This is a genomic window from Psychrobacillus sp. FSL K6-2365 (assembly GCF_038003165.1).
Classification (GTDB): Bacteria; Bacillota; Bacilli; order Bacillales_A; family Planococcaceae; genus Psychrobacillus; species Psychrobacillus psychrodurans.
This window is the reverse complement of record NZ_JBBOOO010000001.1, coordinates 950,655-968,024: the sequence shown is the minus strand read 5'-3', so window position 1 is coordinate 968,024 and position 17,370 is coordinate 950,655. Positions and strand designations below refer to the sequence as shown.

The following is a 17,370-nucleotide window of genomic DNA, read 5'->3' as shown; positions in this document are numbered from 1 at the left end:
ATTATACACTATAATCCCAAAGGAATTTCACATTACTATGTAAAAAGAGAGTGAAGTCGTTATACCACTACAATCTCTCTTTTATCTATTTCTTCAAATTTTTTAACTTACCCCAGCTAAAGATGGTAGGAATGTTGAAAACCATGGAATATATGTTACTAGCAAAAGGACAATAAGAATGGCTACATAAAATTTGAGCAGGTGCGGCATTACTCTTTCCACTTTTACGTTTGAAACTTTAATACCAGCAAAAAGAATATTCCCTACAGGTGGTGTAATAGTTCCAATACAAAGATTAAATGTAAGCATTATACCGAAATGTAAAGGGGTCATTCCTAATGCTAAACACACAGGTAGTAGTATTGGTGTGAAAATTAAAATTGCCGGTGTAAGATCCATAAATGTACCGACAAACAACAATAATATATTTATAGCTAACAAAATGATAATTGGATTATCTGAAATACCTAGTATAACGGTTGCCATCATATCTGGGATTCCAGTAAACGACATAACCCAAGCCATAATATTAGATGCTCCAATTAAAAACATAATAATAGCAGACAACTTCGAACTTTCTACCAAAATAGCATAAAATTCTTTTAAGCTAATCGTTTTATAAAATATAGTAGATAAAAGCAAACTATAGACAACTGCAATTGCAGAGCCTTCTGTAGCAGTGAAGATTCCTCCAACAATGCCAAAAACGACAATAATGATTAGTAATAAACTTGGAATTGCTTCAAATGCAACCTTTAGGAATTCATTTAAGGATATTTGCTTTTTACCAACATACCCTTTCTTTTTCGCATAAAAGAATGCTACGATCATACAACTTATTCCCCATAAGACACCAGGAATTAGCCCCCCAAGAAAAAGAGCTGCCACTGAAGTGCCTCCACTTACCAAAGCATATGTGATTAAAGCAGTACTCGGTGGTATCAATAATCCAGTAGGAGCGGTTGCTATATTTATAGCAGCTGTAAAGTTCTCATCATAGCCTTCTTTTTTTTGAATAGGACCCATTATTGACCCCATTGCTGATACGGCTGCTGTTCCAGAACCAGATACAGATCCAAATAGCATATTTGCAACTACATTTGTTTGAGCAAGTGATCCTGGTATTCTACCAGTCATAGCGGTTGCTAAGTTAATCAGTCGAACGGCTATACCACCTTTATTCATAATATTCCCTGCAAGTATGAAGAAAGGAATGGCTAATAAAGTAAAAATATTAATACCTTGAAACATTTTCAAAGCCGATGAGGGAATAGCAGCAGAAAAACCTAATACTTGTGTAATCGCTAGTATCGAGGCAACAATGAGAGTAATTCCTATTGGAATACCGATAAGTAATAGAATAACAATTGTAAAGAAAATCAGTAAACCTGCTGTTACAGCTACACTCATAGTATCCCCTCCTTTTTGCTTTCTGTGAATCGTTGGATTAATTGGATGATATTAATGACGTTATAGACAACTATCAATACTCCACTTATTGGAAGCACAACATAAATCCATTCCATAGAAATATTTAACGTTGGTGATATTTGTATAGCGCCTACTCCAACAACCTGTGTACCTCCAAATAAAAAGACAATTACCGCAATAGTCATGATGAGTAACTCGGTAAAAATAGATAATGCAAACAGCTTTATCCCAGTAAACTTATCAGAAAATATAGATAATTTCATATGGTCTTTTTGACCAAATACTAACGCTGTTCCGAGCAAAGATACCCAAACAAAGGAATAACTCAACAAATCTTCAGACATCGTACTTGGACTACTAAATACATATCGTGTAATCACTTGATAAGTAGCTAGTAGCGTCATAAAAGACAATAAAGCGGCGCAAACACCTGATAATACCTTATCCATTATGTTCTTTACTATTTCCATTAAATACACCTTCTTTAGTTTTGGATTTGTTGAATCTTGTCATAAAGTGGTTGCAAATCTGGGTTAGAGATTAATAATTCCTCTTTAACTGGTTTTTGCATTTCTTCGAATAATCCTTTATCCACAGTGATGAATTCTACACCCATTTCCGTTGCTTCTTCTGTCACTTCAGTAATCCTTTTATCCCATGCTTCATTTGCAACTTGACTACTTAATTTAAATCCATCTTGGAAAACTTCTCTTTCCTCTGTCGAAAGCGAATCTAAAAAGTCTGTATTTGCAACAAGCATGTCAGTAAAAATCTGATGCTCTGTGCGAGAATAGTATTTTGCAACCTCCCCATGCTTCATATCAACTAGTGCCATCTCAGGATTAGTACCAGCGTCAATAACACGGTTCTGTAAAGCTGTATACACTTCCCCATAAGCCAGAACAACAGCTGCCGCATCAAATCCTTGGACGAGCTTCACGTTTGCTTCACTAGACTGAACACGAATCTTTAGTCCCTTTAAGTCTTCTGGAGTTTCAATTTTCTTTGAAGCATAAAAATTATTTACCCCATTGGAAAACCAAGCCACACCTTGGATTCCTTTGTCAGCTGTAGAATTATAAATTATATCTGTAAATTCTTCATCGTTCATCACTTTACGAAAGCTTGCTTCATCGTTAAATAAATAGGGTAAACCAAAAATCTTATACTCATTCGCAAAAGCTTCCAAATTACTTCCACTCGTAGCAACTAAATCTAGTGATCCCATTTGTAACAATTCGAGCGCCTCCGAATTTCCACCAATTACACCATTAGTAAACAGTTTAATCTCGAATTTATCTCCCATTTCTTCTTCTACATATTCTTTAAATGCGTTTAAACCAAGATATATTGCATGGTTCTCAGGTTGAACGGTTGCAACACTAATAATTCTTTTACTACTTACCGCTCCATTAGCTGACGCAGAACATCCAGCTAACAATATCATCAATGAAAGACCTAGTATAATAGCTGTAAATTTATTTTTCTTTTTCATTCAGCCACCCCATTCTTTATAGATTAGACATTTGGTTGTAAGCGCTTACTTAAAATGCAAAATATATTTCGCAAAAGGAGACTCTTGGTATTCTAACTAGCCTATTCCTAAGTAGCACACCAAGAGTTTTTGCTCAAAATTTATTAAACTAGCAATTCTCCATCTTTCATAATATCTTGCCCATCAATATTACAGGTAACTGTTTTAATAATCATATCTAAATGCAGTGGCGAATCGACATGCCCACCAAAGTTTAAATTCTTTCCAATACCAATATGGATATTCCCAAATGACCCTTCATCTGGTGCCATATGTCCACACAGGAAATTTTCTTTATTGAGTCCAAGTCCAAGCTCCGCAATATTATAAACAGTTGAATCGTTGAAGTCAGCTAGCATCTTACGTAATATATCTGCCTCATGTCCACCGGTTATCTCTGTAATATAGCCGTCCTTCACTGTGCATGTTATCGGTTCTTCGATTAAATTTAATAATGGGTGTGGTATACTTCCATCAAATACCAATACACCGTTTGCAGTTCCTTCAACTGGTCCTAGTGCAACTTCTGCATTCGGAGGAAATGAAGCAGAACCAGGCACGGTTGCCGTTCCATGATCCAGCACAGGTTCACGTCCTTCTATGCTACAAACCATATTAGTACCACCTGGAGCAGTGAGTGTAAATGTTTTGCCTTTATAAAATGGTGCAACTCGATTAACAACTCGTGTAACTTCATCGAAGTCTGCAGTTAGTCCACCTTTTTCGAACATATGAAGAGCATAATCTTGAAGTCCAATCCATCGTAGTCGTCCATTTTTACTTGTACTTAAGCGTGCTTTAGAATGATACAAGGAGTAAGTAGTGGCACCAAATGCAACATCACAATTATTTAATGCTGCAATAACAGCTTCTGTCGGTTCTGCACCATGTCCTTCAGTTGGAGGCATAACAATCATGGAAGTTTCAAAAAATTGTTTGGCATATTTATAAACAAATTCACCAATCTCTCTTTTATCATCATCCGTGATGACCAGAACTTTTTCCCCTTCTTTCAAGTGAGTAATACTCGTAAATAATTGTTTAATACCTAATGGTAGATCGTTCATATTTTTCATCTGTCAGACTCCTTTTGTAGTTATTTTGCGCGTTAATCAATTATTACACTTCAACAACAATTTCAACTTCTACAGGTGTTCCTTCTGGTAGTGAAGATGTTCCAATCGAAGCCCTACTATGTTTTCCTACATCTCCAAATATCTCAATTGCCAATGCAGAAACTTCATCCATCACTTTTGGTTGGTCAGTGAATTCAGGAGTGCTTGCCACATAACCTTTAATATTAACAATCCTTTTCATAGAATCCAAATTACCTATCATATTTTTAACTGTTGCTAAACAATTTACAAAGGCAATTTTACCTGCATCTTGTGCTTGCTCCATCGTAACTGTGTCGCCTACAATCCCTTTATATTTTAATACACCTTCTACTTTCGCTGCATTACCACTAACAAAGATTAAATTTCCAGTTCTTACTCCTGCTTCAAATATTCGCTTATTTGCTTGTGTTGGAAATTTATATCCTTTGCTTTCTAATTTCTCTTCGTAATTCACCCTTACACCTCCATCGTAACGATTTCACTTTATTTAATGAACACTGTTTTAATAGCCGTGTAAAACTCCTTTGCCGCTTGTCCTTGTTCACGAGAGTGAGAACTAGACTGTTTCATCCCACCAAATGGCGCTTGTAATTCTACTCCGGCACTCTCAGCGTTAATACGTACTAACCCTGCATCCATTTCATTTATAAATGAAAGCATATTACTTATTTTTGTTGTAAAAATAGAGGCGCTTAATCCATATTCTGAGTCATTTGCCAATTCTAGTGCCTCTTCAATCGTAACTACTTTCATAAGTGCAAGAACAGGTCCAAAAATCTCTTCTCGAGCAAGTGTCATAGTAGATGATACGTCTTCGAATACCGTCGGCTCAACGTAATACCCATTCAAGCCTTCCTTTTCTACTTTATCTCCTCCAAAGAGTAGTGTAGCCCCTTCTGATTTTCCTTTTGCAATAGCTGAGAGTACTGTGTTCAACTGACTTTCGCTTGAGGAAGGGCCCATCCATGTACCTTCTTCCATGCCATCTCCAATTGTAATATCTGCCACTTTTTGTAACAGCTTTTCTTTAAATTGTGCATAAACTTCTGATTGGACAATAACTCTGCTAGTAGCTGTACATTTTTGGCCTGAAGATCTTAATCCACCACTAATCGTTGCTTCGACTGCTAAATCTAGGTCTGCATCATTCGCAACAATTACAGGATTTTTCCCTCCCATTTCAAGTTGGTATTTAATACCTCTTGAAATTGCTATTTGTGCTAGCTGCTTGCCTACTGCGTTGGATCCTGTAAATGTAATGGCATCTATTTCAGTATGATTAGCCATTTCTGTTCCAATTAATGACCCAGAACCTGTCACCATGTTTAAAACTCCTGCTGGAATTCCTGCATCATGCAAACACGCTATCACTTTGGCACAAGTAACCGCTGTTTCGCTTGCTGGTTTAATAACAACCGTATTACCGTAAATAAGTGCTGGTGCCACCTTCCACAGCGGTATGGCTACTGGAAAGTTCCAAGGGGTAATAACGCCAACAACACCAAGTGGTACTCTAGTTGTGAACATAAGTGCTTCGCTATCAGTAGGAGGGATTACATCGCCAATTGGTCGCATTCCTTCTCCTGCATAATAACGTAAGATAGCTACCCCACGAGCAGTTTCTCCTTTTGCCTCTGCAAATGTCTTGCCCATTTCTTTTGTCATAGCGGTTGCTACTTCTTCTATTCGTTCTTCTAAAATAGTGGCAGCTTTTAGTAAATAATCTCCTCTTACATTTCCAGTAAGCTTACGCCATGCTTTTTGCGCTTTCCTTGCGGAAGTAGCAGCCTGATCAAAGTCATTGGCTGAAGATAGTTGGTAAAGACCAACTACTTCATCCTTATTTGCAGGATTTTTACTCTCGGCTGTTTCTCCTGTTTCCGAAGCAATCCATTCGCCATTTATATAATTCAAGTACGTATTTTCTTTAGCTATCGTTGTCATTTTAAAGAACCTCCTATTATATAACTCTTGTTGGAGCAGGATATTTTTCCAATGCATGGTCTATAATTTTCTTCAATTCTTCATAATGTTCTTTTTCAACTGTGGCAATTGGTGCCCTAACTTTCGTTGTCACTGGTAGACCAACAATTTGCATACCCGCCTTAATCAGAGAAACTGCATAGCCCTTTTTTTGTTTACGAATCCGATGAATAGGCAGAATAACGTCTTCATGTAACTCATGCGCAACTTCTTTATTTCCAGTTAAAAGTGCTTCGTAATACATAGCTGAAATATGTGGTATGTAGTTTGAAATTGCCGACGAATACGATGTGAAACCTAAGTTCACATAAGCAGCCATTGTTACTTCTGCTAATGGCATTCCATTAACCCACTCTAAACGATCACCTATTAAATGTGTAAATTCAGTATTAATCTCCATATTTCCTACTCCATCTTTAAACCCTACAAGTTGGGGAAGTTCACATAGTTTCTTAAGTGTCTTGGAATCTAGAATACAATTATCTCTTTGATAGACGATTGCATTCAACTCAGTGCTTTGGATAATCGTTCTTAAATAATCGTATATTCCATCCTGTGAGGGATCAATCAAGTATGGTGGTAATATTAAGTAACCTTCCACACCTAGCTCTTCGGAAATTTTTGCTTGTTCTAAGGCATTAGAGATGTTTCCCCCAACTCCTGTATAAAGTGGCACTTTCCCTTCCGTCCTATTCACAGCAACTTCCACCATACTTCTATATTCTTCATTACTGATTGCATGTAATTCACCTGCTCCACATGCAACAAATATAGAACTTAAACCACCCTCTATTAAAAATTCAATATTTTTCCCTAATGCCTCTAAATCTAGCTTCCCTTCTACATTCATTGGTGCAACCGGAAATCCTAGGATTCCTTTCGGTGCCTGTCTCCTTCTCGTCTTCATACAAATTCCACCCTTCTAATAATCTTAAGAATTATAATTTTCTATAAATTTTATTGTAAGACAATTATATTGTTATGTCAAACTCTTTTTTGAATAGTGAAATAATTCCAATGAACTCATTCTACTTTGTTACCAAAAATACCACTTCTCTATTACAGAGAAGTGGCTCTGGCTTTACTATTAAACGAAAACTTATTTTGTTGAAAAAATTCACTTAAACTAAATTATCTAACTATTATTGGAGTTAATAAGAAATCCAGTTTCTAGAAACTGTGAACAGTTATAGTAGTAACTACTACTTGGCCTTAGTTTCTTACCCCAATATTTTTTTCAATAGTCTCGAAAATAATTTTAAAATCACAAAAAGCTCGTTCATCAATTTCTTGATGAACGAGCTTGGTCTTATAATGAATAAATCTAAAGAAAAGCAAATTGTAACGTATTGTCAGAATAGTGTAGAATTGTTTCTTACACAGGGACGCTTAAATATGCTCCTTCTACAACAATCCATCACGTACCATTTGTAAAATATCACTATCAGCACTTAATATATCGTCTTTAGCACGAATAGAAATCTGCTCTGCTGCTGATTGTGCTTTTCGTATTTCCTCTTTTTCATCTACTGTTAGGATTACCTGGTTTTCCATCACGATGTTTCCATCAATGATAACCGTTTCAACCTCATCCCCACGTGCCGAATACACAAGGTTTGGAACAATATTGCGAATTGGTGTTGTTAACACAGGGAAAAATGTAGGTGAGGACAAGTCTAGCAAGATAACATCTGCTTTTTTGCCTGCTTGTAACGTACCAACTTGGTCATCAATTCCCATCACTTTAGCTGCTTCGATTGTTGCCATTCGAAGTGCCTGTGTGGCGTTAAATACTCTTGGATCTTTATATTTTACTTTGTTCAAAATGGCTGCCATTTTCATCTCATTGATCATATTGTTACAATTGTTACCCGGAGCTTGGTCAGATCCTAGACAAGCCGTTCCCCCTGCGTCTAAAAACTTCTGAACGGGTGGAACCATACCATCGATAATACCAATACTACCAGCACAGTATATTAACTTTGCTCCACTTTTTGCAACCACTTCTGTTTCTTCGTCCGTTGCCTCCGTTAAATGCACAGCTATAAGACGTTCGTTTAATAGGCCATGTTCCTCTAGAAATTCAATAGTTCGTTTACCATACCGTTTTTCGATTTGAAGTACTTCACGATCGCCCTGTGCAACATGCATATGCAGTTTTGTATCTAATCTTTCTGCATGCGCTTGAATTTCTTTCAATAGCTCCAAACTCATCATATCCGGACCATGTGGACCAAGGATCACTGTTATACGTCCATTTTCAGTATTATGATGTTCTTCATATAAATCTAGATTTCGTTGCAGCTTTTCTTGACCAATTGAAGGGTCAAATGGATATAACTCTCCTACTGGCAAATCTCCAATATCATCTGGTATCTCGTTTATTAATTCGGCAAGCCTTGCACGCGCTCCGATTTTTTTATAGTTTTGTACAAGTAAGTCCATTCGACCGTCGTAATCGCAGAAAGTGGTAGTACCTGCTTTCACTCCCTCGATAATATTAACCATGGAACCAACAACGCTTTCTTCTGGACGTAAGTGTTTTTGAAAGGGCCACAGACCTTTTTGCATCCAGTTTGACATATCTTGTGCCACTCCGCGGAAAATACTGATGCCCGTATGAATATGTGCATCTATCAATCCTGGCATGATTAACTTGTTAGTAGCATCAATCATCCGTTCTGCCTTATAATTAGATAGAATTTCTGTTGATTCCCCGACTGCTTCTATTATATTTCCTTTAATCGCTATTGCTCCATTTTCGATAAAACCAACACCTTTTCCTTCCATTGTTAGAACATGCCCATTATGAATAATCATATCTACTTTCAACATACATTATCATTTCCTTTCCTGCTATATTAAGAGATTACTTCCTTATTGATTAATACATTTGAATCTCTTCTTTTTACCCTACGATTCAATAAATACAACGCTACTAATAGAACAATAGCCGTTACTATCAATCCAACAAATACATTCTGTGTAAGTCCTGCGGAAAGAAAACCGATTCCTGAAGCAGTCGCAATAACTAAAGCATATGGCAATTGGGTTCGAACATGTTCAATATGATCAGCAGCCGCACCAGTTGACGACATGATGGTGGTATCGGAAATCGGTGAACAATGGTCTCCAAATAAGCCACCACTAATTACAGCACCAATCGCTAGAGCTAAATTGATATCCATCGAAGCAGCCATTGGAACAGCAATTGGAATCATAATTGCAAAGACACCCCAAGAACTTCCCGTTGCAAACGCTATCAATGCTCCGATGATAAAAATAACTATTGGAACTAGAAATGCTGGCAAGTAGTTTCCAACTAATTCTGTAATATACGTACCTAATCCCATCGTAGAAGCGATGGAACCAATCGACCATGCCATGACCAAAATAAGAGGCACAATCATCAACTTTAATATACCGTTGGTTAATTCATCAAAAAGATAAATTAATGATGTTCTGTATCTCAATTTTGCATAGATAATTCCACCAACTGCACCTGCTATAAATCCACAAATGATGGACAATACAATATTAGAATTTAAAAAAGCACCACGAAATCCATTTTCAGCAATATTCCCCGTCCAAAAAATAACGGCAAAAATAGTCCCCATTAATAACCCCATTGGGATCAAAAAGCTAAAAATGTCCGCTTTTGTATTGGATACCATCATCTCTTCTTCAACAGACTCATCTATCATCAGCTTATCGTCTTTTCCGTATAGTTCCCCAGTCTCTACCGCACGTATTTCAGCTTTATACATCGGTCCAATATCTAAATTTAAATTAACCACAAATAACACACCAATCATTGCAAATAGACCATATAAATTATAAGGTATCATTTGGATGAACAATGACCATGGATTATCACTTAAACCAAGCACAGCAATCTGCGTGGCAATAAGTCCAGTAATAAAAGGTCCATAACTACTTATTGGGGACATAGCAGCTAGTGGACTTCCCATTGAATCCAAAATATATGCCAATTTAACACGGGATACTTTTAACTTATCTGAAATAGGACGAGTAACCGTTCCTAAGATTAAAACTGGCTCTGTATAAGAAAATAGGAAAGAACTACCCCATATAAAGTTCTGCGCTTTCTTGCGCGTATTCACTTTTTTCGTAGCCACTTCGGCAAAAGCACGCGCACCACCTGTAACACGTAGAATATTTACAAACCCTCCTGCTAACGTAACTAGCAATAACATTCCCGCATTCCAAGGATCCGCAATCGAAGGTATGACAACATCGGTAATCGAATTTGTAAATCCAACGAATGGATTCCAACCGCTAATTATTGTAGAACCTAACCAAACACCAATGAATAAGGATAAAATTGTCTGTCTTGTCACGATAGCTATTACAATTGCAAGAATTGGTGGTAATAACGATAAAATCCCATACTCCATTTTCTCATCCCCTTTATGAAAATATCTAATTGATAACGCTTTGAATCAGCTTTTGGATATGATCTTTTGTAAGTAAAACTGCTTTCTCCACATCTCTTGCTTTTACCGCCTCTAATATCAGTTCATGTTCGACAAGATGATGTGCATCCCTTAACTTAGTAGCAATCTCTGGAAACTTCTCCTCGAGTCTTAACTCTTCATGTATTAATAGTTTTAACACAGAGTTAAGAAAGCGGTTACAAGAAAGTGTACATAACACTTGATGAAAATTAATCGGAAGTAGTTCAGAATTTTCCCCTATACTTACACAATGTTTATGTTGCTTAACCGATTCCTCTAAAAGTCCAATTTCCTCATCAGATGCATACTCAATAACTGATTTAATAACCTCTGACTCAATAATCACTCGTACATTTAGTAAATCAATGATGTCTTGTGCATTCTCAGGATCAGTTGCTTTTTTCATTTCGGCTTCAATCTTAAGTCTTTCTACATCACTTTGCATTCCTTCTAATTGGCGTTGTCCTTTTACAGTAAGAATTCTCCCTTGCGAAGAAACTAATTCTGTCCATCCCAGACCGTCTAATTCCTTTAACAATCTACCTACAGATGCCAAGCTGATCGAATCACCAAGGTTCTCCATCTTTTCTTTCATAATCCATGATCCAAGTGGCTTTTCTGAATCAGAAAGACATTGTAAAGCGATTAAGTAATGAAAATCTGCTTCATTAGAAAACAGCTCTTTACTCATCTTCATATTCACACCTCCTCCTCACTGATGAGTAGCTATTTGAATTATAATTTATCTTTCTAGCAAAAACAATCATTATTTTCTGAATTAATAGTTTTAATGATGTGTTTTCATAGATTGATGCGACTATTGTCAAATGAAATATCACATTGTTTGCGGTTCTTTAACGGAAAATTTTGTAGCTTCTCCATTCCATTATGTGTTCACCAAAATCTCATCAGGCATTTTTGACTACGTTAAGAAGCTTTTATTGATTGAAATCAGTTTTACTGAATTAAATCAAATTTCCTACAAGTATTAAGAAAAAAACAGGAAAGAAAAAAGCGTAATCCTAATAGGACTACGCTTTCTTCCTTCCCTAAATAGGGAATACACTCGGAAAATTTGTATGTTGCTTAGTTAAACCGTAACTGACAATTTTATCATTCATCTCGTCAGTGCAGTTATGTCGTCTAATAGGAAACCATTAGACTTTAATGTGCACTTCCACAAAAAACTTTTCTTTCACTTTCAGGTAAAACACGTTGGATAGAAACCTAAATATATCGGTTCCCGACGAGAGTACCTTTCGTCAGTAAAGCAAATTTTCCGCCAAGGCTGTGCAAATCATCCATTGAAGTCTCTTGTAAACTCATAGTTTACCAGTCCCTTCCTACGGTAGTTCCGCCTTGTACTATTTATATACCCCGCTAAAAAGTAATTAAACATCCATTATTTAATTTTTTCAAACTTTTTTATGTAAGTTTAGAAAGTTTTTTCATCCATCTCCTACAGTATTATAACTTTCTTTATCAATTCGTAATGTCTCCTGTTAAGTGTGTTTACTTTTCCCTCTTATAATAGGGCAGAATTTTCCCTCGTTAAGTCCTGAATTGTCTTAGATTTTACTCAGGAACGACTTTGTGTTTCTGAGCAAAATAATTCGACATGATAGCTCCAAGCGTCAAGTTGATGACCATATTCACTACTGCTGGGACGGCTGCAAGCGAACTCACATGCTCTAAAGCCAAAGTAGCTGCCAGTGCAGTATTGCAAATTCCAGTTTGAAATAAAATTGAACGTGCTGCTGCTTCCCCTACCTTAAGCACTTTCGCTAAGTAATAGCCACCAAACATCGGAATGGATACCTGAAGTAAAACTGCAAACCCAATAAGTGGCAGTAGATGTAAATTTTCCTCAAGGGAAGACTGTGCACTTGATATAACCGAAACAATAATTAAAAACAAGGCTAGCTGAGAGAGAATAGATGTATAAGGTTTCACCCTATTGACGCTATGGCTGAATTTCCATTGTAAAAAAACACCTAAAAATAAGGGAATAAAAACGATATAAATAATATTTAAAAAAATTGACCAAAACTCAATGGGAATAAGCTGACCTGCAAATAGTTGAGTTAAAGAAGGTGTTAGTACTGGAGATATTATGGTATCTAGAGTGGCCATCGTAATACTTAATGCTACATCTCCTCCTGCTATATAAGAGAATAAATTAGCTGATGTACCACTAGGAACTGTTCCAGAAAGAATAACCCCAATAGCTACTTCTGGATAGTCCCCAAAAAATAAGTAAGCCACTCCAATAGATACCCCAACCATTACAGTCCACTTTAGGATTATTCCAATAAGGGCATTTTTAGGGTGTTTAATCGCAGCGATAAGTTGTGTTGTAGCAAGTTGCATACCCATTAACAGGAAAATTGCGCCAAGACCAAATCCTGTCCAACCTCGAAACCCTCGAAAAGCATCTGGGAAAAAATATGCAATACAAGCTAGTGCCACAATCCAAACAGGCAAAAATCGTGAAATAAGCGAAGCAATAAATTTCAAAGAGTACACCACCTTAAACTAACGGTTTCTCCTAACAAACAGAGTATCGCTAATTCTATTATCATTACATTCAAAAAAAATTCATAAACTACCTTGGGCAAGTGCCTTTGTATTTTTCTTATTCCTAAAAAACCTGTGCTAAAAAAGCACAGGTTTTCATTTATACTTTTTTATAAAGGTAAGCCCCATTTTCGACTCGATCCAATTCAACAGTATCTCCAATCGATACATCGCCCATTAAGCGGCCAGTAACCTTAGCAGTTGTATTCATCAGCTGTACCAATACCACATTATATGGAGCAATTTCTGCAAACTCAATGGGTGGAACATGGATTTTTGTGAAACTATATATTGTTCCATGGTCAGAAATCTCTTGCTCTTGTATATCTGAGGTACCACAACTCGGACAGTATATACGCTTTACAACTGTGTCATGCCCGCAACAAGTATAAACTTTCATGTAATCACAACCTCTCCAAGATATGAACAGCTGAGTAAGAGCCTGTTCCACCTAAATTTTGTGCGAGTGCAATTCTTGCACCCTCTACCTGATTTGGGGCAGTGCCATTAAGCTGATGAACGAGCTGATAAATCTGAGAAAGCCCCGTCGCTCCAATTGGATGACCTCTAGATAACAACCCACCACTTGTATTAACTGGTTTCTTGCCTCCAGGTTTCGTATGTCCCGCCTCTACTGCTTTCCAACCCTCGAGTCTTTTGAAAAATCCTAGTTCCTCTATAGCAATGATTTCTGTCATGGAGAAACAATCATGAATTTCTATAACATCAATATCCTCAGGACCTAACCCTGCCTTTTCGTATGCACGTCTTCCCGATTCTCCAATTGCAGGAATAGATAGCAATTCTGCTGCATCCTGCATTTGTGTAGGACCTGATACAAGTGCAGAAGCTCGTACATGGATACTACTTGGTTTCCTAGAAATGACTATCGCTGCTGCCCCATCAGTCATAGGAGAACAGTCGAATAATCCTAAAGGCTCGGTAATTAGACGAGCATTCATAATTTCTTCGATGGATGTTGCTTTCTGGAATTGAGCAAGTGGATTATTAAGTGCATTTTCTCGATTTTTCAAAGCGACCATTGCTAAATGTTCTTTGGTTGCTCCAGTTTCATGGAAATATCTATGAGCAAGTACACCGAAAAACCCTGGGAATGTAAGTCCTGCGTGCTTTTCATTTGAATCGGTATCCATAGCAGCATTAATAGCCTGCGTTACATCTGGAGTATTTGCATGCTTCATTTTTTCTACGCCCGCTACTAAAACTGTATCGTATTCTCCACTCATTACCCCTAGTATTCCTTGACGTAGTGCGATACCACCTGATGCACAGGCACCCTCTACTTTTGCAGTAGGAATATAACCAAGGCCAAGGTCGTTTGCGACGATTGCACCTAATATCTCCTGATTACTCATGCTACCAGAAAGAAAATTCCCTACAAATACTGCGTCAATTTTAGGTCTACCTGCTGCTTCTAGTGCCTGACGACTTGCATCTAATAACAAACTTTTTAAGGTTCTGTCCGAATGATTTCCGAATTTCGTCATACCCACACCGTGTATATATGTTTTTGTCATCCTTACACTCCTACATGTTGTGACTTTAATTCACGTTTCAATATCTTTCCATATGAACTCTTAGGTAGCGCATCTACAATGTGTATTTCTTTTGGCTTTTTGAAACTTGCTAAATGATCCATACACAAGGCTAGCAATTCAGTTTCCTCGACTCCAACAGTACCATTTAAGACGACATAGGCAGCGATATTCTCTCCCCACTTTTCATCTTCCACACCAATTACGCATGTTTCTTTCACTCCTGGATGCAGATTTAAAACTTCTTCTACTTCACGAGGATAAATATTAACTCCACCCGATATAATAACGTCTTTCTTACGATCGACTATATGTAAAAATCCTAATGCATCTCTCCAACCCAAATCTCCTGTATACAGCCACCCATTTACAAGTGTTTCATCTGTTGCTTTTTTATTGTTCCAATAACCCTTCATGACTAATGAGCCTTTGCAAATAATTTCACCGACTTCTCCGTGTGCGACTTCCTCGTTTTCATCGTTAACAATTTTCATATCAACAAAGGGCCCGATTTTCCCGCATGACTCAAGTCTATTCGGGAGCTCATGGCGAGGCATCATTGTGATGCACATTGGAGCCTCCACCTGTCCATAGGTTTCCACAAAAATGGTTCCTGCTTTATCCAATGCTTCCTTAAGCTTAGTCGAAGCAATAGGAGAACCGGCCATATTAATGGATTTAAGAGTTTCTAGTTTTGTTGCATCAAACGCTGGATCCTGTATCATCAGATTCACCATCGTCGGCACCATGAAGATAATACTTACTTGATCTTCCTTTAAATGATTCAAAAATTGATCTGATTCAAATTTATCGTAGACAACTTGTGATAAACCATATAGCCAGGCAACATGACTTAGAAAATTACTACCATGTGTCAATGGGGCAACATGTCCAATGATATCCGAATAATCTACATTACAGACTTGCGATAATGATAGGGAACCAGCGATCATATTTCGATGACTCAACATTACACCCTTAGGACTACCAGTCGTACCTGATGTATACATAATGGCAAATATATCATCTTCATCTACCTGCTCCAAAAATACTTGTCCATAATGTTCTTTAATAACCTTTTCATACTTTTCCCCTATAGTTAGCTGTGGAAGATTTCCACTAAGTGTAGACAATAGCTCTTCTTCTCCGATAAGTAAGGAAACAGTTGCATCATTAATCATATAGTCCAATTCTTTGAAATGAAGACGGTAATTAAGCGGTACCTTTATAATTCCAGCATGTGCAAGTGCTACATCCAATTCAATATGCTCGGCTCGATTTTTCATTAATACCGCTACACGATCTCCTTTTTGGATACCCTTCGCATGAAAGTATGCAGATAAAGCTAATGTTCTTTCTTTAAATTCCTTATAGGTGAATGAACGATCTTTGTCCTTCACTGCAACCTTATCTGGATTGGCATCTGCAGCCTTTAAAGCCAACTTACTTATTGTCTCCATTTAAAAGTCCACCTTTCGAAAATTGAAATACTGGCATTCCCCAAATCTCATCTTCTCTTCGTTGCATTACTACGTCCTCTAACGGGAAAATAATATATTCAATCGTTACAGCTACTGGATTTTCATCTTCTAAGAAATGTCCTCCACTAATGACAGAATCGCAGTCTACAAATACACCATGCATGTGAATATCCGTTTTGCCCTGTTCATCGTATCCGACAAAACCTGTTGCAGATAATAATTCTACAGGGGAATGCGTACACTTTTTAGCTGAATATTTAATCCGACCTTGCGTTCCATCACGCTCAACCTGAACATAAGTAGCATATTGCAATGACCCAATACATTGAAAGTGAGCAGCCTTTACTCCATGCTCCTGACAAATCTCTTTAATACCTTTGAAAAGATCTATATCTTTTGTCAGACGCCCTACGATTCTCTGAGTTGTAGTGTCATAGACGGATTGAAGGGGAACCTTAACCAATACTGTAACCTCCATCCACTTTCAATACTTGAGAAGTTGAATAGCTAGCTGCTCTGGAGGAAAAATATAATACTGCCTCTGCAATATCGTCTGGTGTTCCCATTCGATCAATAACCTGGTCAGATGTATCGTAGGCAATTCCTGCAGTAATCCCTGTAGCTACAGCACCTGGTGCTACCGAATTACATGTAATACCGTACTTGCCTACTTCTTTTGCAATCCATTTCGTAAGAGCAATAACCCCTCCTTTAGAAGCAGAATATGCTGGACCAGAACGACCATTCTTTTCTCCACCGGAAACGACTCCGCCATTTATTCCAGAGATGGAGCTAATATTGACAATGCGTCCATAATTGGCGTCGCGCATATGTGGATAAACACATGCCTGACTAAACAAGAAAGTTGCTTTTAAATTGGTATCTAAATCACGATCCCACATGTCGACAGTCATATCTTCTAAATCGAGTCGACTACATGTACCTGCATTATTAACCAAAATATGTATTTCACCAAATTTTTCAATCGTCCTTGCAACGGTTGCTTGGACAAAATCTTTATCTCGAATATCTCCTAAGCACTCTAAGTAAACAGAATCCCCTAACTGAGCAATTGTTTTTTCACATGAATTCAAATCAACAAGAACTACATTTGCTCCTTCTTTAGCGAGCTGTATAGCAACAGCCTGACCGATCCCACTAGCTGCACCAGTGATAATAGCTACTTCTTTTGAAAATTTCATCCCTTATTTC

The 17,370-nt window shown here is 37.4% G+C and carries 16 protein-coding genes; all 16 read right to left on the bottom strand.

Annotated features, from left to right (window positions below; genetic code table 11):
• Positions 1–102: 102 nt before the first annotated feature.
• Positions 103–1,410: a TRAP transporter large permease gene (locus MKY29_RS04715; protein ID WP_340879147.1), complete on the bottom strand. Its 1,308-nt coding sequence runs from the start codon at positions 1,408–1,410 to the stop codon at positions 103–105.
• Complete coding sequence (locus MKY29_RS04710) at positions 1,407–1,901, bottom strand: TRAP transporter small permease (RefSeq protein WP_340879146.1); 495 nt, start codon at positions 1,899–1,901, stop codon at positions 1,407–1,409. The genes MKY29_RS04715 and MKY29_RS04710 overlap by 4 nt, the downstream gene beginning before the upstream one ends.
• Positions 1,902–1,915: 14 nt before the next feature.
• Complete coding sequence (locus MKY29_RS04705; RefSeq protein WP_340879145.1) at positions 1,916–2,926, bottom strand: TRAP transporter substrate-binding protein; 1,011 nt, start codon at positions 2,924–2,926, stop codon at positions 1,916–1,918.
• Between the two features lie 143 nt (positions 2,927–3,069).
• Positions 3,070–4,041, bottom strand: a complete 972-nt coding sequence (locus MKY29_RS04700; protein ID WP_340879144.1) for an aminopeptidase — start codon at positions 4,039–4,041, stop codon at positions 3,070–3,072.
• Between the two features lie 43 nt (positions 4,042–4,084).
• Positions 4,085–4,537, bottom strand: a complete 453-nt coding sequence (locus MKY29_RS04695; RefSeq protein ID WP_340879143.1) for a RidA family protein — start codon at positions 4,535–4,537, stop codon at positions 4,085–4,087.
• A 29-nt stretch (positions 4,538–4,566) separates the two neighbouring features.
• Positions 4,567–6,027: an alpha-ketoglutaric semialdehyde dehydrogenase GucD gene (gene gucD, locus MKY29_RS04690; RefSeq protein ID WP_340879142.1), complete on the bottom strand. Its 1,461-nt coding sequence runs from the start codon at positions 6,025–6,027 to the stop codon at positions 4,567–4,569.
• A 16-nt stretch (positions 6,028–6,043) separates the two neighbouring features.
• Positions 6,044–6,973, bottom strand: a complete 930-nt coding sequence (gene kdgD, locus MKY29_RS04685; protein WP_090565354.1) for a 5-dehydro-4-deoxyglucarate dehydratase — start codon at positions 6,971–6,973, stop codon at positions 6,044–6,046.
• Positions 6,974–7,470: 497 nt separating this feature from the next.
• Complete coding sequence (locus tag MKY29_RS04680; protein WP_340879141.1) at positions 7,471–8,901, bottom strand: amidohydrolase family protein; 1,431 nt, start codon at positions 8,899–8,901, stop codon at positions 7,471–7,473.
• Between the two features lie 26 nt (positions 8,902–8,927).
• Positions 8,928–10,484: a Na+/H+ antiporter NhaC family protein gene (locus tag MKY29_RS04675; RefSeq protein WP_340879140.1), complete on the bottom strand. Its 1,557-nt coding sequence runs from the start codon at positions 10,482–10,484 to the stop codon at positions 8,928–8,930.
• Positions 10,485–10,509: 25 nt separating this feature from the next.
• Positions 10,510–11,241, bottom strand: a complete 732-nt coding sequence (locus tag MKY29_RS04670; protein ID WP_093494008.1) for an FCD domain-containing protein — start codon at positions 11,239–11,241, stop codon at positions 10,510–10,512.
• Between the two features lie 878 nt (positions 11,242–12,119).
• A complete protein-coding gene (locus MKY29_RS04665) occupies positions 12,120–13,070 on the bottom strand; it encodes a bile acid:sodium symporter family protein (protein ID WP_340880807.1) in 951 nt (316 codons plus the stop codon).
• Between the two features lie 151 nt (positions 13,071–13,221).
• On the bottom strand, positions 13,222–13,521 hold the full coding sequence (locus MKY29_RS04660) for a Zn-ribbon domain-containing OB-fold protein (RefSeq protein WP_340879139.1): 300 nt from the start codon (positions 13,519–13,521) through the stop codon (positions 13,222–13,224).
• A gap of 4 nt (positions 13,522–13,525) precedes the next feature.
• Positions 13,526–14,659: a thiolase C-terminal domain-containing protein gene (locus MKY29_RS04655; RefSeq protein WP_340879138.1), complete on the bottom strand. Its 1,134-nt coding sequence runs from the start codon at positions 14,657–14,659 to the stop codon at positions 13,526–13,528.
• 2 nt (positions 14,660–14,661) lie between these two features.
• Positions 14,662–16,137: a class I adenylate-forming enzyme family protein gene (locus MKY29_RS04650; RefSeq protein ID WP_340879137.1), complete on the bottom strand. Its 1,476-nt coding sequence runs from the start codon at positions 16,135–16,137 to the stop codon at positions 14,662–14,664.
• Positions 16,121–16,621, bottom strand: coding sequence for a PPC domain-containing DNA-binding protein (locus tag MKY29_RS04645; protein WP_340879136.1), 501 nt, complete (start codon positions 16,619–16,621; stop codon positions 16,121–16,123). Before MKY29_RS04645 ends, MKY29_RS04650 begins: the two co-directional genes overlap by 17 nt.
• A complete protein-coding gene (locus MKY29_RS04640) occupies positions 16,614–17,360 on the bottom strand; it encodes an SDR family NAD(P)-dependent oxidoreductase (RefSeq protein WP_090565370.1) in 747 nt (248 codons plus the stop codon). Before MKY29_RS04640 ends, MKY29_RS04645 begins: the two co-directional genes overlap by 8 nt.
• Between the last annotated feature and the right edge of the window lie 10 nt (positions 17,361–17,370).